This is a genomic window from Parasedimentitalea denitrificans (assembly GCF_011813015.1).
Lineage (GTDB): Bacteria > Pseudomonadota > Alphaproteobacteria > Rhodobacterales > Rhodobacteraceae > Parasedimentitalea > Parasedimentitalea denitrificans.
Window position 1 is genome coordinate 79,895 of sequence record NZ_QHLQ01000008.1, and the last position, 21,924, is coordinate 101,818.

Annotated in this window: 21 protein-coding genes; 6 read left to right on the forward strand and 15 right to left on the reverse strand. The window is 57.2% G+C overall.

What is annotated here, in order from left to right; all coding sequences use genetic code 11:
• Positions 1-74: 74 nt before the first annotated feature.
• The 6 genes from DL239_RS09965 to DL239_RS09990 form a co-directional block, all read right to left on the reverse strand.
• A complete protein-coding gene (locus tag DL239_RS09965) occupies positions 75-1,643 on the reverse strand; it encodes a phospholipase D family protein (RefSeq protein WP_167683863.1) in 1,569 nt (522 codons plus the stop codon).
• A 143-nt stretch (positions 1,644-1,786) separates the two neighbouring features.
• A complete protein-coding gene (locus DL239_RS09970) occupies positions 1,787-3,595 on the reverse strand; it encodes an ABCB family ABC transporter ATP-binding protein/permease (protein ID WP_167683864.1) in 1,809 nt (602 codons plus the stop codon).
• A 109-nt stretch (positions 3,596-3,704) separates the two neighbouring features.
• Positions 3,705-5,687, reverse strand: a complete 1,983-nt coding sequence (locus DL239_RS21665; RefSeq protein ID WP_240931830.1) for a LysM peptidoglycan-binding domain-containing protein — start codon at positions 5,685-5,687, stop codon at positions 3,705-3,707.
• 341 nt (positions 5,688-6,028) lie between these two features.
• Positions 6,029-6,523, reverse strand: a complete 495-nt coding sequence (gene coaD, locus DL239_RS09980) for a pantetheine-phosphate adenylyltransferase (protein ID WP_167683865.1) — start codon at positions 6,521-6,523, stop codon at positions 6,029-6,031.
• Between the two features lie 118 nt (positions 6,524-6,641).
• Complete coding sequence (locus tag DL239_RS09985) at positions 6,642-7,076, reverse strand: CBS domain-containing protein (protein ID WP_167683866.1); 435 nt, start codon at positions 7,074-7,076, stop codon at positions 6,642-6,644.
• 60 nt (positions 7,077-7,136) lie between these two features.
• Positions 7,137-8,033: a LysR family transcriptional regulator gene (locus DL239_RS09990; RefSeq protein ID WP_167683999.1), complete on the reverse strand. Its 897-nt coding sequence runs from the start codon at positions 8,031-8,033 to the stop codon at positions 7,137-7,139.
• Positions 8,034-8,167: 134 nt separating this feature from the next.
• Here DL239_RS09990 and DL239_RS09995 point away from each other — a divergent pair, with 134 nt between their 5' ends.
• Positions 8,168-9,667, forward strand: a complete 1,500-nt coding sequence (locus DL239_RS09995; RefSeq protein WP_167683867.1) for a CoA-acylating methylmalonate-semialdehyde dehydrogenase — start codon at positions 8,168-8,170, stop codon at positions 9,665-9,667.
• Between the two features lie 63 nt (positions 9,668-9,730).
• Here DL239_RS09995 and DL239_RS10000 read toward each other — a convergent pair whose 3' ends face one another.
• On the reverse strand, positions 9,731-10,330 hold the full coding sequence (locus DL239_RS10000) for a L,D-transpeptidase (RefSeq protein ID WP_167683868.1): 600 nt from the start codon (positions 10,328-10,330) through the stop codon (positions 9,731-9,733).
• Between the two features lie 250 nt (positions 10,331-10,580).
• Between DL239_RS10000 and DL239_RS10005 the strand changes: the two genes are divergently transcribed.
• Entirely contained in the window at positions 10,581-11,279 is a 699-nt protein-coding gene (locus DL239_RS10005; protein WP_167683869.1) for a glutathione S-transferase N-terminal domain-containing protein, read from the forward strand.
• Between the two features lie 170 nt (positions 11,280-11,449).
• Here DL239_RS10005 and DL239_RS10010 read toward each other — a convergent pair whose 3' ends face one another.
• The 4 genes from DL239_RS10010 to DL239_RS10025 form a co-directional block, all read right to left on the reverse strand.
• Positions 11,450-12,067 carry an inner membrane-spanning protein YciB gene (locus tag DL239_RS10010; RefSeq protein WP_167683870.1) on the reverse strand — a complete coding sequence of 206 codons (618 nt, stop codon included), beginning with the start codon at positions 12,065-12,067 and terminating at the stop codon, positions 11,450-11,452.
• Between the two features lie 49 nt (positions 12,068-12,116).
• Positions 12,117-13,019, reverse strand: a complete 903-nt coding sequence (locus tag DL239_RS10015; protein WP_167683871.1) for an EamA family transporter — start codon at positions 13,017-13,019, stop codon at positions 12,117-12,119.
• Between the two features lie 83 nt (positions 13,020-13,102).
• Positions 13,103-14,179 carry a signal recognition particle-docking protein FtsY gene (gene ftsY / locus DL239_RS10020; protein WP_167683872.1) on the reverse strand — a complete coding sequence of 359 codons (1,077 nt, stop codon included), beginning with the start codon at positions 14,177-14,179 and terminating at the stop codon, positions 13,103-13,105.
• Positions 14,180-14,253: 74 nt separating this feature from the next.
• Positions 14,254-14,904: a lysoplasmalogenase gene (locus tag DL239_RS10025; RefSeq protein ID WP_167683873.1), complete on the reverse strand. Its 651-nt coding sequence runs from the start codon at positions 14,902-14,904 to the stop codon at positions 14,254-14,256.
• A gap of 134 nt (positions 14,905-15,038) precedes the next feature.
• Between DL239_RS10025 and DL239_RS10030 the strand changes: the two genes are divergently transcribed.
• The gene (locus DL239_RS10030; protein ID WP_167683874.1) at positions 15,039-15,443 is read left to right on the forward strand and encodes a hypothetical protein; all 405 of its coding nucleotides are present in this window, start codon (positions 15,039-15,041) and stop codon (positions 15,441-15,443) included.
• A 55-nt stretch (positions 15,444-15,498) separates the two neighbouring features.
• On the opposite strand, the gene xseA is transcribed toward DL239_RS10030, so the two are convergent.
• On the reverse strand, positions 15,499-16,932 hold the full coding sequence (gene xseA, locus DL239_RS10035; protein WP_167683875.1) for an exodeoxyribonuclease VII large subunit: 1,434 nt from the start codon (positions 16,930-16,932) through the stop codon (positions 15,499-15,501).
• Between the two features lie 97 nt (positions 16,933-17,029).
• Here xseA and purD point away from each other — a divergent pair, with 97 nt between their 5' ends.
• Entirely contained in the window at positions 17,030-18,295 is a 1,266-nt protein-coding gene (purD, locus tag DL239_RS10040; protein ID WP_167683876.1) for a phosphoribosylamine--glycine ligase, read from the forward strand.
• An 89-nt stretch (positions 18,296-18,384) separates the two neighbouring features.
• Here the strand turns inward: purD and DL239_RS10045 are convergent, their stop codons facing one another.
• The 3 genes from DL239_RS10045 to DL239_RS10055 form a co-directional block, all read right to left on the reverse strand.
• A complete protein-coding gene (locus DL239_RS10045; protein WP_167683877.1) occupies positions 18,385-19,257 on the reverse strand; it encodes an endonuclease/exonuclease/phosphatase family protein in 873 nt (290 codons plus the stop codon).
• 374 nt (positions 19,258-19,631) lie between these two features.
• Complete coding sequence (locus tag DL239_RS10050) at positions 19,632-20,429, reverse strand: VCBS repeat-containing protein (protein WP_167683878.1); 798 nt, start codon at positions 20,427-20,429, stop codon at positions 19,632-19,634.
• Complete coding sequence (locus DL239_RS10055) at positions 20,429-20,752, reverse strand: 2Fe-2S iron-sulfur cluster-binding protein (RefSeq protein ID WP_167683879.1); 324 nt, start codon at positions 20,750-20,752, stop codon at positions 20,429-20,431. The genes DL239_RS10050 and DL239_RS10055 overlap by 1 nt, the downstream gene beginning before the upstream one ends.
• A gap of 187 nt (positions 20,753-20,939) precedes the next feature.
• On the opposite strand from DL239_RS10055, the gene DL239_RS10060 reads away from it, so the two are divergent.
• Positions 20,940-21,344 (forward strand): OB-fold nucleic acid binding domain-containing protein, encoded by a 405-nt coding sequence (locus DL239_RS10060; RefSeq protein ID WP_167684001.1) that lies wholly within the window; start codon positions 20,940-20,942, stop codon positions 21,342-21,344.
• 45 nt (positions 21,345-21,389) lie between these two features.
• Positions 21,390-21,902, forward strand: a complete 513-nt coding sequence (locus DL239_RS10065; RefSeq protein WP_167683880.1) for a peptidoglycan-binding domain-containing protein — start codon at positions 21,390-21,392, stop codon at positions 21,900-21,902.
• Positions 21,903-21,924: the final 22 nt, after the last annotated feature.

Below are 21,924 nucleotides of genomic sequence, written 5' to 3' on the forward strand. Positions count from 1 at the left end.
ACACAAATCGGCCCCTGACATTGAAACGTCAGGGGCCGATTTGCATGTGACTGCCGATGTAACGCCGCATACCGTCAAAGCAGCCAGGACACTGGCAACCACCCCACCATCTGCACCAAGAAACGCGTAAGGACAGTCGACCCCGGTTCTATCTCCAATACCCTCTGCTCTCCCGACGGCAACGTCTCTTGCCATTCCGTACCGCCATCTGCTCGACGGCGAACTTGATAAGCGCGTTCTTTTAGCTGTCCGGCATACCCCGGCACAACCGAGCGGGCCAGTTTCGCCCCCTTGATCAGGTAGCCCATTTCCGTATTCAAATGCGCCGAGCGTGGGTCGAAGTTAAACGACCCGATAAACAGGTCGCGCTCGTCTATGATAAACGCCTTGGCGTGCAGGCTGACCTTGGACGACCCGATCAGGCCAAACTGGTCCCGCAATTCCAGATCCTCGGCTTGGTCATTCGATGACTTCAACTCAAACAGTTTCACCCCGGCATCCAGCAGGTCATCGCGGTATTGCAGATAGCCCCCATGCACCGGCAGTACGTCAGTGGCCTCTTGCGCGTTGGTCAGTACCCTGACCCGTATGCCTTGCTTTGCCCAGCCTGACATCATCGCAGTCAGGCGGTCACCGGGAACAAAGTAGGCGGATACCAGATCAACGCTTTGCTCGGGACGGCCCAGAATTTGCCCCAACCGATTGATCATCAGCTTACTGGGATCAACCCGGCCCTGCCCCTTGGCCGGATGATCGCTGACCATCTGCAAATCCGCCCACTCAAACCCCTGCGCACCGTCCTGCAATTGCTTCATCAGGTCTGACGCCAACACCGATGCCGCAAACTGCCGGGCCCCAAGACTGTCCTCTACCTCGTCAACCGATGCCGCAAGCACACTGCCACTTTCATCTCCGGCTGCGGGCAGGATCAGATCAGCGGGAACCGACGAGGGGCTGGCCCAGTACAGGTCAAAATCCTGTGCTGCATCTTCTGCCGCTGGGCCTAGCGCAACCAGATCCAGATCAAAGTAATTTACACCTGCACTGTGGGCGAAATAGATATCCCCGACATTGCGCCCGCCAACTACTGTGGCCACGCCGTCAACCGTGAAAGACTTATTGTGCATCCGCCGGTTCACCCGTGCAAAATCCAGCGCGTAAGAGGCCACCCGCGGACTGCGCAGCACAAATGGATTGAACAGGCGGATTTCGACTTTAGGGTGAAGGTTCAACTCTGCTAGTTCGGGGTCCAGATCAGGGGTGCCATTATCATCCAGCAGTAGCCGGACCCGGACACCGCGATCAGCCGCCCGGCGTATGGCTTCTAGCAGCATCAGCCCAGTGGCGTCCTTTTGCCAGATATAATAGCGCACATCGATACTGTCTTGGGCTGCCTCGGCCAGCAGTATCCGCGCGGCAAACGCATCATGCCCCTGCGGTAGCAGCGCTACGCCAGACAGGTCCGGGTGCTGCTTAGCAAGCGGCAGAACTTCAGCCCCTAACAGTGTGTCCATGGACGCAGCCAGCGCCGTGCTATCAACCCGCCCCTGCGCAGATGGCACCTTATAGACCCACTGAAACCCAAGACTAAGTGAGACGGCGAGAATAGCCGTGATCAAGAGAAAACGTAAGAATTTCAACATCTATGGCACCGGGAGATTGGCTGTTTAGGCCACCCTAGTGCCATGTTGACCAACCGGCAATGCTTTGGCCGCTGCCCAGTTTTGGCCTCTCCTGCAGGCAACCAAAGTCGGGCGTCTCCCGGCATTGCAGCCGGGAAACATTATCAGGCCGCGTCTTGATCCGCCTGCTGGCGTTGCCACAGATGGGCATAGCGCCCCTCGCGGGACAGAAGATCATCGTGGGTGCCGATTTCGCTGATCTCTCCGCGCTCCAGCACCACAATCTGATCCGCTTCGGCGATGGTCGACAGACGGTGCGCAATGGTTATCACCGTACGCCCCTTGCCTGCCCGTGCCAGCGCCTCTTTGATCTCTTGCTCGGTATCACTGTCCAGCGCCGATGTCGCCTCGTCCAGCAGCAGGATCGGAGGATCCTTGAGCAATGTGCGGGCGATACCAACGCGCTGCTTTTCACCACCCGACAATTTCAACCCCCGTTCCCCCACAGTGGTCTGATAGCCATCTGGCAGGCTCAGAATAAAGTCATGGATCTGCGCATCCCGCGCCGCTTGCTCGATCTGTTCCTGAGTTGCACCGCTCAGGCCGTAACCGATGTTATAGCCAATTGTGTCATTGAACAGCACCGTATCCTGCGGCACCACACCAATAGCATCATGCAGGCTGGCCTGCGTCACGTCGCGTACGTCCTGACCGTCAACCAACAGCGCCCCACCGGTGACATCGTAAAACCGGAACAGCAACCGACCAATTGTCGATTTGCCCGATCCGGTAGATCCAACGATTGCCACCGTCTGGCCGGCCTCTGCCTGCAGCGAAACTCCCTTTAGGATCTGGCGCTCAGGGTCATAGCCAAAGTGTACATCCCGCAGAGTGATCCGCCCACCGTTTACAGCCAGCGCGCCTGCGCCATCCCGGTCTGACACGTCAGCGGGTTGCTCGAGCAGGTCAAACATCTCACCCATGTCCACCAGGCTCTGGCGGATCTCGCGGTAGACAGTCCCCAAGAAGTTCAACGGCACGGTAATCTGGATCATATAGGCGTTGACCATAACAAAATCACCAACCGTCAAAGTGCCATCCTGCACCCCTATCGCTGCCAGAACCATTACGCCGATCAGACCCAGCGTAATCAGAACACTCTGGCCGAAGTTCAGAAATGCCAGCGAATACGCAGTCTTTAGCGCGGCAGCAGCATAGGCCCGCATAGCGCCATCATAACGCTCTGCCTCTCGCCCTTCAGCCCCGAAATACTTGACGGTTTCATAGTTCAGCAGACTGTCGATCGCCTTTTGGTTGGCGTCGGTGTCCTGTTTGTTCATCTCGCGACGCAGCTTCACCCGCCATTCGGTAACGGCAAAAGTAAACCAGACGTACAGCCCGATGGTCACCGCAACAATCAGCAAATAGCGCACATCGAACAACACCGCCAGGATCACCGCGACCATGGTCAGTTCCAAGATCAGCGGCCCGACTGAGAACAGCATAAACCGCAACAGGAATTCGACACCTTTGACACCGCGTTCAATAATCCGGCTAAGCCCCCCGGTTTTGCGGGTGATGTGATAGCGCATCGACAGGCGGTGAATGTGAGTAAATGTCTCCAGAGCAAGCCGTCGCAACGCGCGTTGGCCAACAGGGGCAAAAACAACGTCGCGCAATTGTTGGAACCCAATGGTCATGATCCGAGCCATACCGTAGGCCACGGTCAGACCAATCGCACCCAGCGCCAGATCAGGCACGCCCTCGCCTGCTAGACTATCGACTGCGCCTTTGTACAGTATCGGCGTATAGACAGCGATTACCTTGGCCAGCACCAGCACGGCCATCGCAAGAACCACCCGGCGCTTTACCCACCCCTGCCCATCGGGCCAAAGATAGGGCACAACATTGCGCAGTGTACGCATGCTTGAGCGGCGTTCATCGCGGGCTGTAACTTCGTCGCTCTGGGTCATGGCTTTTCCTTGCTAGACAACTCGAGATAGGTGCTGTGTCCCGTGCAATCCAGACGCACGCAACAAAAAACGCGCCCCGGAAGGCGCGTTTTTCTGGCTTTTCAAATATTTACTCCGGGATAGAGAAGATCTGCCCCGGATAGATCAGATCCGGATCCCGGATCGCTTCCTGGTTGGCTTCGAACACTCGAACATACAGCAACCCGTCGCCGTACCGCTCACGCGAGATCGCCCAAAGCGTATCCCCCTTTTGCACAGTCACGGCGCGGATTGGCGGTGTGGCCTCGGCTGGACTGTCCTCTGGCGCTGCAGGTGGCTGCAGGACCTCAGGCGATTCCCGCTTGAATGGCGTTTCCAGACGGCTCAGGACTTTGCCCTCGGTGTCCAGTTCATCAAGGCGCAACGTATAAATCCCCGGAGCAATGTCGCTCAGCAGGCCTTTCCAGCTGCCATCTTTGGCAGACTGGATATCGGCCACTGGGCTATTGTCCAGATAAACGCGAACCAGCGTGCCTGGACCGGCGCGACCTGCAAGCTGCACATCGCCCTCGCCGCTATAGCTGATGATATCCAGTGAAACCTTACCCAACAGTTCGGGCGCAACTGGAGTAGCGGGCTGAACAAGTTCAACCCCTTCTGAATCGGACTTTAGAACGGCCATCGCAACAGGCGAAGCCTCTGGTTCCGGCGCGGTCTCTGTCATGGGCTGAGCAACCGGCTGCGGCGCAACAGTCGCAACGTCAACTGCTGCGGTTTCGATCACCTCTTCTGGTTGGTCCTCGACCTCGGCAACCTCAGTGACCTCCTCGACTGGGTCATCGGATACCGGAGCAACCTCTGCAACTTCTTCTACTGCAGCTCCTTCTGTCGCAACTTCTGCGACTTCCTCTGTTACAGTTTCACTCGGAGCCTCAACCTTTGCTTCTTCCACCACTTCTGAGGTGACAGACGCCACGACATCAGCAGACGCTGTTTTTTCCGCAGGCACATCTGTCGTCACATCAGTCTGGGCCACTGCCACGACCTCTGGCTGTTCAGTGTCCTCTGCCACCACATCCACTGCTGCGCTGGGGGCAAGAATAAATGTCGCGTCAGACATTATCATCTGGCCATTAAAGGCGGCTGCCAATGACACAACTCGCGCCTTGGTGCTTGGGTCAATGGATGAGAACGACACGAATTCACCGCCCTTCTCGACCTCAAACCGATCCAGCACATCACCATCCAGCAAGACCGAAATTTCGACGCCCGCTTGCGCCCGTCCGGCGATCAGGCCAGCTCCATCTGCATCAAACCGGACCAGATCCAGTTCTGGCGCCGTCAGTACAAACGACGGTTCTTCAACAACTTCAGAAGGCGCAGCCTCGGGTTCGGCCAGCGCTGCTGTCACGATTTCTTCGGCTTTTTCCTCCGAAACTGACACCTCGGTCGTTTCACTCACTTCTGCCAAAACTTCTGTGTTCTCCGCCGGAGCCTCGGTGCTTGGCGCTGTATTTTCTACTACAGCGGTTTCTTCAGGTTGGGCGGTGTCCACAATAGGCGCGGCGGCGACCTCTACAGTTTCCTCAACCTGTTCTACAGTTTCAGTCGGCGCTGTGGCCGCCTGCGCTGGTGCCTCGTCCACCTGTTCCTCGGCAGCTACCGCAGTTTCCCCGGCACTAACGACAACATCAGTCGGCATGTCGGCCTCTTCGGTGGGTTCCGCCTGCGCAACCTCTTCTTCAACAGCTTCTGGTGCGGCAGTTTCCGCGACGGCCTCTGGTGCAGCAGCCTCCTCGACCACCTCTGGTGCGGCAGTTTGATCTGCTGTTTCGTCAGTCGACGCAGATGCAACAGCCTGGCTCTCGTCAGTGGCCGGTTTTTCACCACCAGTCTGTGCATTTGTATTGGCAGGCTCCGTCATCACCGCGACATCTGGAGCCTCGGATACAGGCGTCACTTGTTCGGATGTCTCCACCGGATCATCAACTGGCGGTTCACTTTGGAACACCCCAAATTGCATCAGCACCACGCCGCCAATCACCACCGCAACAGTTGCGATGCCGCCAATTGCAAGGGCGCCCAGCCCTCCGCTTCCGGCTGTTCCCGCCATTCTATTCCCTTCCATCTGCGGGAAACCCCCTCCCGCTGAGTTGAGCCAATCTATCAACCTGGACATCACGGGTCAAAACACGTCTTGTTTCCCGCCGACATCACCGGTGAGGGATCACCTCGTGCCTGTAAAATCCGCCTGTGTGTATTGCGGATCAAGCTTTTGGGCAATGGCCGCCTGAGTCGCGGCGGCATATGTAAGGAAAGGTAGACCCTAAGAGCACACAAACAGACACGTTGCGGTAGCAAAAAACGCCTGTGCCGCGTGTTACGGCACAGCGATCGATGTTCTGGTAGCCCGGCCTAACAGGCAACAAGCAACGTCCGACAGGTGCCGCAGTGTTACTCGCTTAGCCGCCGTTGCAGGGCTTCATCAACGCTAGGGGTGACAAACTTTGAGACATCGCCACCCAGCCGGGCGATTTCCTTGACCAGCTTACTGGCAATCGCCTGATGCCTTGCCTCGGCCATCAGAAACACGGTTTCGATCGAGCTATCCAACGCCCTGTTCATGCCAACCATCTGATATTCATATTCAAAATCAGCAACAGCCCGCAGGCCCCGAACGATGATCTGGGCACCGACATCACGGGCGCAATCAATCAGCAAATTTTCGAACGGATGCGCAACAATTTCTGTGCCGGTCTGTTCGCTTAGCTTGACACATTCCGCTTCGATCATCGCAACGCGTTCTTCCAGCGAGAACATGGGCCCCTTGTCCCGGTTGATCGCAACACCAATAACCAACTTGTCCACCAGAGCGGTAGCGCGCCGGATGATGTCGACGTGGCCAATGGTAATTGGATCAAACGTACCTGGGTACAGAGCTACGCGCATGGCGGGCCTCCTGCTGAGTCAAATTTGCTGCACACGCAAACACAATTGCGCAGTGCAGCGCAAGAGGGGGAAAATACTGATATCCCACCAAAGGCTTAATGCCTCATACATCTGGGGCTTAATGCCCCATGATCATGCCTTGCAAGGCATCCTTCTCCATCGCGACTTGCGACAACTGCGCTTTGACCACGTCGCCCAGACTGATCAACCCGATCAGTTTGTCGTCTTCGACAACAGGCATGTGACGGAAACGACCGTCCGTCATCTGTTGCAAAATCTGGCCAACATTGTCGTGGCTGGTGCAGGTAATCAGCTTACGGGTCATATACCCACTCACCTCTTTATCCAAGCATCCGCCACCTGATTTACCCAATTCACGCACAATATCGCGCTCGGACAATATACCTTCGGCATGTTCCCCATCGGATGACACAACAACTGTCCCAATCCGTCGATCCGCCAATAATGTTGCGGCTTCGGAAATTTTGGCGTCCGGGGAAATTGTGACCACCCCGGCACTTGCCTTAGATTTCAGAATTAAGTGAACTAGCATGGGCGCTCCCTCTGAAATTTTACTTCGTATTTCTAAGGGTTGCCGCAATATTCGTCCGTGTCAAGTCAACCCTTCAAGACGTGCGACTTCGTCGCGGAGTCCATTGCTTAGAGCTTCCGCAAATCTGTTCAAACGTTCACTGCGCTGATCGCCATGATGTTGCACGAGATAGAAGCTGCGAGTCAGGCTGATCTTGTCCGGCAGCACTTTGCGCAGGGGTCGGTGGAATGGCAGCGTAAAGTCATGCGCCACACATAGAGCGGTGCCCTGTGTCACCAATCGCAGCTGCACAGAAACCGAGTTAGACGCCAATGCCACCCGCTCTAGACCAATCTCGTTCAGATAGTCCAACTCACGATCAAAGATCATATCAGGGATATATCCAACCAATTTGTGCTGCTTTAGATCTTCGACACTGGTGATAGGTGGGACCTCTCTTAAAAAGTGACGCGAGGCCGCAAGATGAAGTTTGTAGTCACAGATCTTTTGCACCTTCAGATGCGCCGCCGTCGGCGCGCTGACGGTAATCGCCATGTCTGCTTCGCGTCGCGACAGATTGATCACACGTGGCAAGGCCACAATCTGAATGTCCAGATCCGGGTTGTCGGCACCGATCTGGGTACAGACTTGCGGCAACAAATAATTGGCACTGCCATCCGGGGCACCGATGCGAATTTGCCCTGCCAGTGTTTCACTAGGCCCGCTTAGCGCCTCTTTTGCCGCCCGCATTGCCTGCTCGGCATCTTCTGCATGGCTCAGCAACCGGTCGCCAGCTGCACTCAACGCGTAGCCTTGGGGAGATTTAACAAACAGGGGCGTTTCCAGCGCGTTTTCAAATCTGGCAACTCTCCGCCCAACGGTTGCTGGGTCCATCTTCAGTATCCGGCCCGCACCTGATAAACTGGCCTCACGCGCCACCGCTAAAAAGACTTTCATATCATCCCATTGCGGGTCCATACTCTTCATTCTGATCGTCTCCGTTCAACTTCTGCTGACTCTTTGCGTTCTTGCAAAACGTATTTGGAATCTTTCCTCTTTTCCGACGTTTTTTGCAAGCCTATGCTCTGATCAAATAAATTGCGGAGGATCCAATGCAAGAGCTGACCCACTATATCAACGGTGAACACGTCAAAGGTACGTCCGGACGATTTGCTGATGTCTTCAACCCGGCTACTGGCGAAGTGCAGGCCAAAGTCCCGCTAGCAACCAAGGAAGAGCTGGAAGCAGCCGTTGCCGTTGCAAAGGCTGCTCAGCCTGCATGGGAAGCGGTAAACCCACAGCGTCGCGCCCGTGTGATGATGAAATATGTATCGCTGCTGAACCGCGATATGGACAAGCTGGCCGAGGCCCTGAGCCGCGAGCACGGTAAAACCATCCCCGACGCCAAAGGCGACGTTCAGCGTGGTCTGGAAGTTGTCGAATACTGCATCGGCGCGCCACAGATGCTGAAAGGTGACTTCACCGACAGCGCTGGCCCCGGCATCGACATGTACTCCATGCGCCAGGCGCTAGGTGTCACTGCAGGTATCACGCCGTTCAATTTCCCGGCGATGATCCCAATGTGGATGTTTGCACCAGCGATCGTTTGCGGCAACGCCTTCATCCTGAAACCCTCCGAGCGCGCACCTTCGGTTCCGCTGATGCTGGCTGAACTGCTGGAAGAAGCAGGCCTGCCAAAAGGCATCATTCAGGTTGTCAACGGCGACAAAGAAGCGGTTGATGCGATCCTGTACAACGACGTTGTTCAGTCGGTTGGCTTTGTTGGCTCGACACCAATCGCTGAATACATCTATGGCACAGGCTGTGCCCAGGGTAAGCGCGTTCAGTGTTTCGGTGGCGCCAAGAACCACATGATCATCATGCCTGACGCTGACCTGGACCAGGCTGCTGACGCGCTGATCGGTGCCGGTTACGGTGCTGCTGGCGAACGCTGCATGGCGATTTCGGTTGCAGTTCCTGTTGGTCAGGAAACTGCTGACAAGCTGATCGAAAAGCTGATCCCACGTGTCGAGAGCCTGAAAGTTGGCCCTTACACTGCCGGTAACGATGTTGACTATGGCCCGGTTGTCACCAGCGCTGCCAAAGACAACATCCTGAGCCTGGTTCAAACCGGTGTGGATCAAGGCGCTGATCTGGTTGTTGATGGTCGCGACTTCTCCCTGCAAGGTTACGAGGACGGATTCTTTGTTGGCCCGCACCTGTTCGACAACGTCACACCCGACATGGATATCTACAAGAAAGAGATCTTTGGCCCGGTTCTGACAACTGTGCGTACAGAAACCTATGAGGAAGCAATCCAGCTGGCGATCACCCACGAGTATGGCAACGGCACCGCGATCTACACACGCGATGGCGACACCGCCCGTGACTTTGCCAACCGGATCAATATCGGCATGGTCGGCATCAACGTGCCAATCCCGGTTCCGCTGGCCTATCACACCTTTGGTGGCTGGAAGAAATCTGCCTTTGGTGACCTGAACCAGCACGGCCCGGATGCGTTCAAATTCTACACACGCACCAAAACCGTGACAGCACGCTGGCCCTCGGGCATCAAAGAAGGCGGCGAGTTCTCTATCCCAGTGATGGAATAAGCTCCGCTTCTAGAATGACTTACGGAATGGCCGCAGAGAAATCTGCGGCCTTTTCTTTTGCGGTTACAGCAGTCGGACCTGGGTTCCCACCTTCACCAGCTCATACAGGTCTTCGACATGCTGGTTGTACAGCCCAATGCACCCCGACGAACTCTGCCGACCAATTTTGCGAGTGTCATGGGTTCCGTGAACCAGATAGGCCGGCCAATCCAGATACATTGCGCGGGTCCCTAATGGATTACCCGGACCACCGTCCATCCGCAGTGGCAAAGTCGGGTCCCGCTCGCGCATTGATGCGGTCGGCGTCCAACTGGGGTTCTTTGCCTTGCGGACCACTTTTGAATAGCCACGTTTGGTCAGCTCTTCGGTCAGTGGTACAGATGACGGGAACAGGCGATAGGTACTTTCATCCCCACTCCAGTAATGGACTGCTCGGCTATTGATATCCGCCAGCAAACAACCAACCCCCAAGGTCTCAAAATGATCCTGCCAGCGCTGCTTGCGAAACGCTGAAATGTTGCGATTGACCGAGACCTCGTTCCCGATGGACTCTTCATCCACAGGAAACGCATCCGTTGACTGCGCCCGTAGAATTGACGGCGTCATCAGCGTCGCGGCAGCACCCATCAGGGCACGGCGGCGGGTCACAGGGGTCTTAGACATTTGGCCTCCGAAGAATTTTGTCTGGCTGTTCTGATCATGCGCCGACCATACCGATGCCGCGCGACATAGACAGTGAACCAGCACACACATCCTCGTGCTTCACAGGTTTGTGTAGTCTCCGTTACCAGCGGCACAGGTTCCCTCCAGTCAACATGCCGTTCACCTGCTATTGACCCTGCTCCACCGCCACGCTCTTATCGCGCAGGCTGAAACACTTCCAACAACAGCCAGTCCTAACAGGAGAGACCTCATGCAGCAGCCAATTCAGCTATATTATTGGCCCACTCCAAACGGTTGGAAGATCTCCATTGCGCTTGAGGAAATGGGCCTGCCGTACGAGCTGAACCTGATTGACATTAACAAGGGGGATCAGTTCGAGCCGGATTTCCTAAAGATTGCCCCCAACAATCGGATGCCGGCCATCACCGATCCAAACGGACCAGACGGCGCACCGATCTCTCTGTTCGAAAGCGGTGCGATTCTTCAGTATCTGGCCCGCAAGATCGGACGCTTTTATGGCGATACAGAACGGGCACGACTGGTGGTCGATCAATGGCTGATGTGGCAAATGGGCGGGGTTGGACCAATGGCCGGTCAGGCGCATCATTTCCTGAAATATGCGCCTAAGATGGATCCACCGCAGGATTTACCCTATGCCAAGGATCGCTACCGGGCCGAGGTGGCGCGACTTTACGGCGTGCTGGATCGTCAATTGGCTGAGAACACCTATGTGGCTGGCGAAGACTACACCATCGTCGATATGGCTATCTGGCCTTGGGCCTCGCTTTGGGAAGGCCAGCAACAGACTCTTGAAGATAAGCCACATTTAGCTCGTTGGCTGGACCTTGTCAGCAGCCGCCCCGGTGTTATCGTCGGGCACGCCCTGGCGCTGGAACTGCGCGGCGGCCAGCAAAGCAAAGCGGCGCAGGATTTGTTGTACAAGCGGTGATTGTTCACCTCTGACGCACGGGCAGTGCCTGACCTTGGAGAGGTGCAAAGCGCCTTCCCGTTTTGCCGAAGGCAAACCTATGGTTTGACGGGGAGGTCAGGCGCGGCCCGGCCTCTCGGCCGGGCGATACAGAAAACCAGTTCGCACTAGGCGACGGTATACCTAGCCTCTTATTCGGCAGCACCCGGTGTTTCTTCGCTCTCTTCGCCATATTTCTGGAACAGGCCACTTTGCGAGATAAAGAACACAAACACCGCAGCGGTCAGGCCAAAGGTCTTGAAATAGACCCATGTGCTTTCATCCTGGGTGCGCCAGATCAGTTCGTTCAGCACCGCCAGCCCCAGAAAGAACCCGCACAGGCGTTTGGTCAGGATCATCCAGCCTTCTTCCTTCATTGGCAGAACTTCCTCCATCACCAATTTCAGGTAGCTCTGGCCGCGCAGCAGACCAAAGCCTAGCACACCGCCAAACAGAACATAAAGCAACGTCGGCTTCATTTTGATGAATTTGGGATCATTGAGCCAGACAGACAGGCCACCCATGACAATGACCAGCACCAGCGTCATAATTTGCATCTTGGACAGATGACCGGTCAGTTTCCATAGGATAGCAGAGGACAGGATCATCAGCGGGATGAAAGCCGCAGTGATAACAATAAATCCCTGATACTCGGTTCCTGCGATCAGGAAACTACTGTCTTTCAGCTTCATATAACCGATAAAGAACAGCACGATGGGGCCCATTTCCAGCACCATCTTCAGCATCGGGTTGATCTTTTCCTTGGCCATTGCCTGTCCTTTTATTTCGTCCTGCGGGGCACACCCTATTGGCGTGGCCTTATCCGCCCATCTCCACTATCACGGCACCCAGCGCGATCAAAGCCATCAAGGCAATGCGACGCGGGCCGACTGTCTCTTTCAGCACCAACCAGCCAATCAGGGCTGCAAACACGGTTGAAGTCTCGCGCAGTACCGCTGCCTCGCCAACCTTGTCCAACCGGGTTGCCAGCATAACGGCACCAAAAGACATAAAGGCCACCAGCCCGCCAAAGAACCCGCGCAGCATTAACGGACCGGCGGCCGGTGGTTCGGCCATTTTGCGGTACCGCATATAGGCATAGATCGGCATGGCGATCCCGTCGATCATGAAGAACCAGGCCAGAAAGGTGAACGGATCCGCCGTGGCACGGATGCCATAGGCGTCATAGGTGGTGTAGAGCGCGACAAACAATCCGGTGATCCCGGCCAGAACCAAGGCGATCACCAGCGTATCACGGTTAGTTTCCAGATAGCGCAGGTTATAGGCGGCCAAGCCAAAGATCCCCATCAACAGCACCATCACCCCGCTCCACTGGATCAGGGTGAATGTCTCACCAAACAGGAAATAGGCGCCAATCACCGTGAACAGCGGCCCGGTGCCCCGCACCACCGGATAAACCACAGTGTAGGATCCCTTGGTATAGGCCAGTGCCTGCAGGGCCTTGTACAGAATATGGATGACCCAAACGGCGGCGAAAATGACCCACATATGCGGCTCTGGCCAGGGCACCACAAACAGGGCAAACGGCGCGGCCATCATACCGTATGAAAAATCAATGGCCCCGCGTGACAACCAGGGATCATGGCGACCCTTTTGCAAGGCCCCGAACACCGCGTGCAGCACAGCTGCCATCAATGCCAGATACAAGGCTGCCCGATGGCCAGCCTCGGTGCCTTCCAAAGAAATCAGCCAATCGCTCAATTTAGAACCTCATGTCAGGTCGACAGCGCCGGGGGTTTGCCACCCCCGGTCCCCCGGAAGGTATTTTTAACAAGAAGAAGAGATCAGGACAGACCCTGCCCGGTTAGAGCAGCGGCAAATTCCTGTGGATCAAAGGGGGCCAGGTCGTCGATCTGTTCGCCGACCCCGATCGCGTGAATTGGCAGGCCGAATTTGTCAGCCAGTGCCACCAGCACACCACCACGGGCTGTGCCATCTAGTTTGGTCATCACCAAGCCGGACACGTCAGAGATTTTCTGGAACACCTCGACCTGGTTCAGCGCGTTCTGACCAGTGGTGGCATCCAGCACCAACAGGGTATTGTGCGGTGCATCTGGATCTACCTTGCGGATCACCCGGACGATCTTGGACAGTTCTTCCATCAGGTCAGCACGGTTCTGCAACCGACCTGCGGTGTCGATCATCAATAGATCTGCACCGTCTTCTTGTGCCTTGGTGATCGCGTCAAACGCCAGTGAGGCCGGGTCGGAGCCTTCGGGGGCGGTCAGAACTGGCACCCCGGCGCGCGTCCCCCAGACCTGCAACTGTTCTACGGCTGCAGCCCGGAATGTGTCGCCAGCGGCAATCACCACCGATTTGCCCGCTGCCTTGAATTGGCTGGCCAGTTTGCCGATGGTGGTGGTTTTGCCGGATCCATTGACGCCAACCACCAGAACCACCTGCGGGCGTTTGGAGTAGATCGGCATCGGCTTGGCGACGTTTTCCATGATGCGGGCGATCTCTGCCGCCAAAAGATCCTTGATCTCGGATGTGGACAGCTTTTTGCCAAAGCGGCCTTCGGCCATGTTGGCTGTAACCCGCAATGCCGTATCCACGCCCATGTCAGATGTGATCAGCAGTTCTTCGAGCTGTTCCAACATGTCGTCGTCCAGCACCCGGCGGGGCTCGTCCGGTTTGCGCCCCAGCAGGCGGCCCACGAGGCCAGGCGAGGCCGGTTCAGGTGCAGCAGGTTGGGCAGGCTGTGTCGCCGGAGTGTCAGGGATATCAGCAACGGGTGCAGGCGCCGGTTTCTCAGCCTGGGGTGCAGGCTCGACCGCCTCTTCGACAATTGCGTCAAGTCCCTGTTCCAGCTTGGATGAGGACTTGAACAGTTTGTCTTTTAGTTTGGAGAAAAACGCCATCATGGTCTCCGCAAAGGGTTTCTCCCTCACTTAATGCGGATTTGCGGCACATGCAAAGGGCTCAGGGTAAGGGCTCAGGCAAAAGTTGTGAAAAACCCGGCTTGTGCGCCCCAATAGGTGACCCAGATGACATAGGGAGTGACGCGACGGGCCGGGTGATCCGGCTTTAGCACAAAGGTTTCAGCGGCCAGAACCATATCTGACAGGATAAACAACAGTGAAGCAGACAATAGCAATAGGAGCATCCCCTGCCCCGGCACTGTCAGCGCCGCCAGCCCCATGCCCAAAATGATCGGGATGTAGCACAGAACGGGGATCTTCAGCGCGCCTGCGCGCGGGGCAAGCAATGCAGCCATCGCCAGCCCGACACAGAGCAATACAATCACCGGGGCCAGATGGGGCATCATCAGCAGTTGCGCCGGATCACTGTCAGATAGCCCCAGGAACAACGCGATATAGCCCAGATGCCCCAGCGCAAATGCGCCGATGCCTGCCATGAAATAGGTGTCGCCGTCACGTGACAGGCAGAAATCCCCCACCGCACAGGCTGCCAGCGCCAGAACCAACAGCAAGGGCGCCCCGCCCCAAGCCGCCGCCAGAGCCAGCAAGGCCACCGAAGCGGTTTTGGTCAGACTGCGCAATGTGCCCTGCGGCCCGGTTGTTTGCCACAGGTAGGTAGCGGCGCAAAGGGCTGCAGACAGGAAGAGAATTTGGTCAAGTGTCATGAGGGGGCCTCCTGGTTTGGCGGTCAGGTTTGCCCAATCCGGAGGGTGTGGTCAAAGGTGACCCCGCGCCAACCTGTTACCTGTGGTAGGCAAGACCCATAGCCTGAAAGCGATGAATCTGGCACAGTCATCCCATGCGCATCTGTTTAATGATTCCCTTGGTTCTATCGCATCTGTTGCCCAGCTCGCTGATGGCTGGGGAGCCGATGAACGGTGAGGCGTTCGATCGCTACACCTTAGGCCGCACGCTGTATTATGGGTTTGATGGAACCACCTATGGGGTTGAGCGGTATCTGCCAAACCGTCGGGTGCTTTGGTCATTTCTGGATGGGCGCTGCGAGGAAGGCCACTGGTACGAAGAGGCTGGCCAGATCTGTTTCATCTATGAACATCGCAGTGACCCGCAATGCTGGAGTTTTTCAGTGGAGCCGCACGGGTTGGTGGCCCGGTTTGAGAACAATCCGGAAGCGACGGAACTGTATGAGGTCGAAGATCTGGCCGAAGAGATGCTGTGCTATGGTCCGGACGTAGGTGTTTGAGGCCCCGGTTGGGATTTGAGTATTTTTAGCAAAAAGAAACCACGGGCGCGCTGATCTAAGCTTCGGCCTTATCCAGATCAACCTTACCATCAGCGAACTCGATGGTCAGAGCGGCGGCATTTTTGGCATCTGTTGAATTGGTGATAAGCTGTTCGCCGCTGCGGACCACTGCGTAGCCACGATCCAGCGTGGCGCGGTAGCTGAGAATTTCTAGCTGTCGGCTGGTACTGTCCAGTTGTTGACCGGTCTTTTCAACTCGTATGGATTGGGCCTGTTGCAATCGCTGGCCGAGGGAATTGAGATTATCCCTTTGCCGGGACACTTCGCGCTTCAACGGAATTGGCGACAGCTTGGCAGCTATTTTCTCCATTTCACCACGGCGGCGGGAAACGTGATTTTCTAGTGTTTTGGGGCGCAGGCCTGCTGATTTCTGGCTAAGCTGAACGCGACGGATCTGCACGCCCCGGATAAGCGCATTTGGCAATTTGTCTGACAGGATATCCAGCTTTTGGCGCGGATCATCCAACAGCCGTTCAGGCTTGGGCATGGCTCGCGACATGTCTTTTAGCCGTTGTTTACGTTGCTGCACTGATTGGCCGACCGCATGGGTCATCCGGGCGCCTTGCTCGCCTGTCCAGCTCAGCAGCTCCAATCTCACTGGTACCGCCAATTCTGCCGCCGCCGTGGGTGTTGGCGCGCGCTGATCAGAGACATAGTCGATCAAGGTGGTGTCGGTTTCGTGCCCGACGGCCGAGATCAGCGGAATTTGCGAGGCCGCGACTGCGCGCGCGACGATTTCTTCGTTAAAGCCCCACAGGTCCTCGACCGAGCCACCTCCACGAGCGACAATGATCAGGTCGGGTCTTGGCAGTGCGCCGCCGGGAGTGAAGGCATTGAACCCATTGATGGCATTGGCGACCTCTGCCGCGCAGTTTTTGCCCTGTACCGCAACGGGCCAGACCAGCACCTTGCGTGGGAAACGGTCTCGCAACCGGTGCAGGATATCGCGGATCACCGCGCCGGATGGCGATGTCACCACGCCAATGAAACGCGGCAGGTAAGGTAGTGGCTGCTTGCGTTCCAGTGCAAACAACCCTTCCGCCTCTAGCTGCTTTTTGCGTTTCTCTAGCAGCGCCATCAACGCGCCCTGCCCCGCAACGGCGACTTCCTCGACGTTCATATTGTATTTCGACTGCGCACCAAAGGCGGTCAGGCGGCCGGTGACAATCACTTCCAGCCCTTCCTCGGGCACCACCGCCAGTTTTGACACCTGACCTTTCCAGGTGGTGCAGGCCAGCACGGAACGGTCATCCTTGACGTCGTAATACAAATGGCCTGATCGGGCGGTGAACACCCGGCCCACCTCGCCGCGCACCCGAATCCGGCCAAAAGTGCCCTCAAGCGTACGCTTTACCTCACCCGACAGCTCGGAAACGGTGAATTCAGGGGTATTCTGACCCGGTGTTGGGTCGTCAAACAGGTCTGACATGGTGCTGAATTCCTGAAGGCTAGGTTATTCTTGTTCTATACGTCCGCGCAGCATAGAACGCGCATCAAGCAAGGCCAAGCAGATCGGAGTCTCCTCGATGAATATCCTTATCCTCGGCAGCGGTGGGCGCGAACATGCGCTGGCCTGGGCGGTGATGCAGAACCCCAAATGCGACAAGCTGATCGTTGCGCCCGGCAATGCAGGCATCGCACAAATCGCCACCTGCGCCGATCTGGACATCAATCATGGCGGCACGGTTGTTACCTTTGCCGAAGAAAACGCCATCGACTTTGTCATCGTCGGCCCCGAGGCCCCGCTGGCCGCTGGCGTTTCAGATCGTCTGCGCGACGCGGGTCTGCTGGTCTTTGGCCCGTCCGAGGCTGCCGCCAAGCTGGAAGCGTCGAAAGCCTTTACCAAGGAAATCTGCGCCGCTGTGGATGCGCCGACCGCAGGCTATGGCCACTTTACCGAGGCCGAGGCCGCCAAGGATTATATCCGCCAGCAAGGCGCGCCGATTGTGGTCAAGGCCGATGGTCTGGCCGCCGGTAAGGGCGTGATCATGGCCTTTGACGAAGCCACCGCGCTGGACGCCATTGATGACATGTTTGGCGGAGCCTTTGGCGAGGCCGGCGCCGAAGTGGTGATCGAAGAATTCATGGAAGGCGAGGAAGCCTCGCTGTTCGTGCTGGTTGACGGCACCAATGTGCTGTCGATGGGATCTGCCCAGGACCACAAGCGCGTTGGTGAAGGTGACACCGGGCTGAACACCGGCGGCATGGGGGCCTATTCCCCTGCCCCGGTGCTCAGCGTCGAGATTGAAGCCAAGGCAATGGCCGAGATTATCAAGCCCACCATGGAAGAGATGGCCCGCCGCGGCACGCCCTATCAGGGCATTCTGTATGCAGGCCTGATGATCAAAGACGGCCAGCCGCGTCTGGTGGAATACAACGTGCGCTTTGGCGATCCGGAATGCCAGGTGCTGATGATGCGCCTGGGTGCGCAAGCGATGGACCTGATGCACGCGGCGGCTGAGGGCCGTTTGGATCAGGCTCAGGTGAACTGGGCCGATGATCACGCCATCACCGTTGTCATGGCCGCCAAGGGCTATCCGGGATCATATGCAAAAGGCACCGAGATCAAAGGCCTGGATGCGTTGACCGTGGATGGCCACAACATGGTCTTTCACGCGGGCACCAAGGCGCAAGACGGCAAGGTGCTGGCCACCGGTGGCCGCGTACTGAATGTCACTGCCCGCGGCGACAACCTGCAAGAGGCCCGCGACCGCGCCTATGCCGCTGCTGACGCCATCGACTGGCCCGGCGGTTTCATGCGCCGCGACATCGGCTGGCGCGCGCTGCAGTAAGCGTCAGCCCAACTACACAGGCACCCGCCCGCAAAGCGGGTGCTACCCGTCTTGCGAAAACCTCTCGCCGATGCCTTGATCGGGTTCTATTACAGCTCTCCTCGGACCCAAACCCCAACATCCGCAAGCACACCTGCATGGCTCGAGCCAAGCATCGGGCGCATCTCCACCGTCCCTCCTCGCGGTGCTAAGGCGAAATCAATCGGCAGAGGAATGCCTCGAAGATGTAATGTGGGACCCATTGGCCCGGCTAATTGCGTTTCCGTCATGGCGGCAATTGATGTCACCCGATGAGACCACGGAACGTTGTTGAAATCCCCTGCAATGACCACCGGCCCCTCCAACTTGGATAAGACATCAAGAGCTGCCTGTTCATTCTCAACACTGCCATATGGCCAAGGCCACGGAATATGCGCCGACACAGCCCAGACCCTCTGACTGCCCAGATCAACAGGGGCTGCCGCAATTGGCCGATTACGTGAACACACAGGCTCCCCTGCAAAGGGATGTTTCGACACCACAGCAATCCCGATCCGGCCTGAAAACTTGCATAGGTGCTGATGAGGAAACCTCGGTTTCAACAGCCCCAGTATCGAATTATTCTTTTCCGAAACCTCTTGCAGCATAACAACATCCACATCTGCGGCTTCGATGTCGGCGACCACAGCCTGAACCTGCGTGTTCGCAAACCATAGGTTCTTGGAATAGACACGCATATCTCCGCCCGGTGCCTGTGGCATAAACGGGATCGCAGTGGTGGACATAGCCAACAGCGCAATTACCGCAAAGACCGTCCGGTGCCAAAGCGCCCTGCCAAGGAAGACCCCGAGCAGGCACAGAATCCCAAGGGCTGGCCTAACAATGGCTATACTGTCCGCAGCGCGGTGCAACGGGCCAAGAAAGCCGACAACCACCAGCACCGCGGCGATCCAAACAAGAGCCAAAAGGAAATTGCGTAACATCAAACGGCCTTCAAAGTTCAACACGTGAACACTGTGAGGAAAGCCAGCCCAACGCAAGTCGGCAGACTCCCCGCGTTGCGCCTACCCCCTAACAGCGTACGCTCTTCTTACCCGCCGGTAATCCTGCTGTGTTTAGTTGAGAGACACGAGGTTTTTGAATGGATCCAAGGAATACAGAACCCAAGTAACCCATGGGTTACCCCACCCGCCAAGTTCTCTCGCCCGGCGGCAGGCCTCTATCGATGCCGCCTTCCGTTGGGCCCAGCGCCGCTACGCGGCGCGAGGACGTTTGCAATCGGTTTTCACAGCGCATCCGGGTAGAGCCGTTCGACCTCAATCACGATACGTCGAGATCTTTAAGGCCGCTCAGATCTTCACCGACATTCCAACGCCCCATCCATACTCGCTTGCCCCTCAAACGCCCCGACCTCCCGGCTGCTGATCTCACCAGCCTCTAGTCTAGACGCCACTATCCGCGACCAGCCACTATCCACCGTCACCACTTCAGGCCCATCGCCACAATCGCGAATACCGGATGTGATGAAATCCTCACCAATGCGATGGTTGGTTAGTCCACCCAGACTGGCGACCTCAACCAACTCTCCATCCCGCAGGGTCCAGATCCGCAATGTCTTGGCCAAATGTGGACGGTCAATATAGGCCACTTCGGGCCAGCCATCGCCATCCAGATCGGCCGAGCCAATCGGTGCCAACCAGCGGTGAGGCCGACCGATGAAGGGCGTTGCGGCATATAGCCCGCGCTCATCATACAGCGCCAGTCGCGCGCCCAGTTGCAGGCTGCTTTCGACCACCATCACCAGCGGCAGGCCATCATCGCCATCGATGAGACGTGGTTCCAGATCTTCGAATACGTGATTGTCAGGCAGGCGGATGATTGTCTTGTAGGCCTGGCTACTTTCGCAGTCCAGACAGGGATCAACGGTCAGCGACAAGGCGCCCCACTCAACACCATCTCCTAGGATAGCGTGATCATATCGGGTGGTTGGTTCGCTGAACCAAGCGTCAACAATCACATCCGATGGTGTGGCCTGCACCGCACCGGCAACACAGATCCCGCCTAGCCCCAGGCACAACATACGCAGGGCGCGGCGAGATAAACCGGGCCAAAGGCGGGGCATCAGACGCCGCGCCATTGAACCCAAGGAAATCATCAGATCTGTTTTTCTGGCATCTGAACAACCAGACCGTCCAAAGCATCGGTCACTTTGATCTGGCAGGTCAGGCGTGACCGCTCTGGGTCGGGCTCATAGGCAAAGTCCAGCATGTCTTCTTCCATGTCGTCCTTGGCCGGGACTTTCTCAACCCATTTCGGGTCCACATAGACGTGGCAAGTGGAACAGGCACAAGCGCCGCCGCAGTCGCCTTCGATGCCCGGGATATTGTTGTCACGGGCGCCTTCCATCACAGTCAGTCCGCTGGCTACGTCCACGACATGCTCTGTGCCGTTGTGCTCGACATAGGTAATCTTCGCCATGTTTCGGTCTTCCCTTTTTCGGTACTTGATTGACTGTGTAGCCAAGCCCCCCTGACAGCGCCAGACCCATTTGCGTCGCAGGGCACGATGGGCTGGACTTTCGATCGCCGCGTTCTATATTTGTTCCACAATTTCAGCATCAACACGCCAAGGTTACATGGCGTCCTGCCCCCTTTGGTTTATCTCTATGCCGCACCTTGCCTCATACCAGCCATCAGCCTGGCCCCGCCCCCCGTCCTGCCTGATTGCATCCCGTCTGGCAGAACCGCCGGAAAACGCCCGTATCACAGTTGCCGGGCTAGTGATTCTGCGACAGCGCCCCGGCACCGCCAAGGGGGTGATCTTTCTGACGCTTGAGGACGAAACCGGCATCATCAACATCATCGTTTGGCGCAAAATATACGAGGCGTTTCGCCGCGCGGTGATCGCCGGGCGCATGCTGCGGGTGACGGGGCGGTTGCAACGGGCACATTCGGTGACCCATGTGATTGCCGAACAGATCGAGGATATCTCGCCGATGCTGGACCTGCTGCTGACCGAACAGGGCCGCGAGGACAAGGACGCCTTTGCGCCGCTACCAGATCTGGGTTAGGCTGCGCCAAACCGCCGGCAGAGCAGCCATCAGAGACTTTCGAGCATGACCCTGACCCGACCCTTTCTACTGGCTGCCCTACTGCTGGGAAGCCTCAGCGCCTGCACTCCGCCGGGTGCCACAACGGAGACCGTCACCCGGGCCGGACAGGATGCACCACCGGGTGCTGCACCAGATAGCTGCTGGGGTAAACAGACCACGCCTGCGATCATTGAAACCGTCACCCATCATGTACTGCTGCAACCCGCCGAGGTTCTGACCGATGGCACTGTGCTCCACCCGGCTGTGTTCAAAACCGAAACCCGGCAGGACATTGTCAGACCACGGCAGGACACCTGGTTCGAAATCCTGTGCGACACGGAACTGACACCCGAGCTCGTCGGCTCGCTACAGCGTGCCCTGGCAGCCCGTGACCTGTATCGTGGGTCGAACAGCGGCGAGATGGACCGGGCCACCCGGGCCGCAGTGCGCCGGTATCAAACGCCCCAGGGGTTGAACAGTAATCTGCTGTCACTGGCTGCAGCCCGCCAAATGGGGCTTGTTGCCATCAAAGACTAATCGTCGACCAGAACGTATAGAC

What these genes read in the sequence shown, in the direction of transcription:
- purD (WP_167683876.1), top strand. Translation starts at nt 17,030, where the DNA reads ATGAATATCCTTATCCTCGGCAGCGGTGGGCGCGAACATGCGCTGGCC.
- DL239_RS09995 (WP_167683867.1), top strand. Translation starts at nt 8,168, where the DNA reads ATGCAAGAGCTGACCCACTATATCAACGGTGAACACGTCAAAGGTACG.
- DL239_RS09990 (WP_167683999.1), bottom strand. Translation starts at nt 8,033, where the DNA reads ATGGACCCGCAATGGGATGATATGAAAGTCTTTTTAGCGGTGGCGCGT.
- coaD (WP_167683865.1), bottom strand. Translation starts at nt 6,523, where the DNA reads ATGCGCGTAGCTCTGTACCCAGGTACGTTTGATCCAATTACCATTGGC.
- DL239_RS10050 (WP_167683878.1), bottom strand. Translation starts at nt 20,429, where the DNA reads ATGATTTCCTTGGGTTCAATGGCGCGGCGTCTGATGCCCCGCCTTTGG.
- DL239_RS10055 (WP_167683879.1), bottom strand. Translation starts at nt 20,752, where the DNA reads ATGGCGAAGATTACCTATGTCGAGCACAACGGCACAGAGCATGTCGTG.
- ftsY (WP_167683872.1), bottom strand. Translation starts at nt 14,179, where the DNA reads ATGGCGTTTTTCTCCAAACTAAAAGACAAACTGTTCAAGTCCTCATCC.
- DL239_RS10060 (WP_167684001.1), top strand. Translation starts at nt 20,940, where the DNA reads ATGCCGCACCTTGCCTCATACCAGCCATCAGCCTGGCCCCGCCCCCCG.
- DL239_RS09985 (WP_167683866.1), bottom strand. Translation starts at nt 7,076, where the DNA reads ATGCTAGTTCACTTAATTCTGAAATCTAAGGCAAGTGCCGGGGTGGTC.
- DL239_RS21665 (WP_240931830.1), bottom strand. Translation starts at nt 5,687, where the DNA reads ATGGCGGGAACAGCCGGAAGCGGAGGGCTGGGCGCCCTTGCAATTGGC.
- DL239_RS10065 (WP_167683880.1), top strand. Translation starts at nt 21,390, where the DNA reads ATGACCCTGACCCGACCCTTTCTACTGGCTGCCCTACTGCTGGGAAGC.
- DL239_RS10025 (WP_167683873.1), bottom strand. Translation starts at nt 14,904, where the DNA reads ATGACACTTGACCAAATTCTCTTCCTGTCTGCAGCCCTTTGCGCCGCT.
- DL239_RS10030 (WP_167683874.1), top strand. Translation starts at nt 15,039, where the DNA reads ATGCGCATCTGTTTAATGATTCCCTTGGTTCTATCGCATCTGTTGCCC.
- DL239_RS10010 (WP_167683870.1), bottom strand. Translation starts at nt 12,067, where the DNA reads ATGGCCAAGGAAAAGATCAACCCGATGCTGAAGATGGTGCTGGAAATG.
- DL239_RS09970 (WP_167683864.1), bottom strand. Translation starts at nt 3,595, where the DNA reads ATGACCCAGAGCGACGAAGTTACAGCCCGCGATGAACGCCGCTCAAGC.
- DL239_RS10005 (WP_167683869.1), top strand. Translation starts at nt 10,581, where the DNA reads ATGCAGCAGCCAATTCAGCTATATTATTGGCCCACTCCAAACGGTTGG.
- DL239_RS09965 (WP_167683863.1), bottom strand. Translation starts at nt 1,643, where the DNA reads ATGTTGAAATTCTTACGTTTTCTCTTGATCACGGCTATTCTCGCCGTC.
- xseA (WP_167683875.1), bottom strand. Translation starts at nt 16,932, where the DNA reads ATGTCAGACCTGTTTGACGACCCAACACCGGGTCAGAATACCCCTGAA.
- DL239_RS10000 (WP_167683868.1), bottom strand. Translation starts at nt 10,330, where the DNA reads ATGTCTAAGACCCCTGTGACCCGCCGCCGTGCCCTGATGGGTGCTGCC.
- DL239_RS10045 (WP_167683877.1), bottom strand. Translation starts at nt 19,257, where the DNA reads ATGTTACGCAATTTCCTTTTGGCTCTTGTTTGGATCGCCGCGGTGCTG.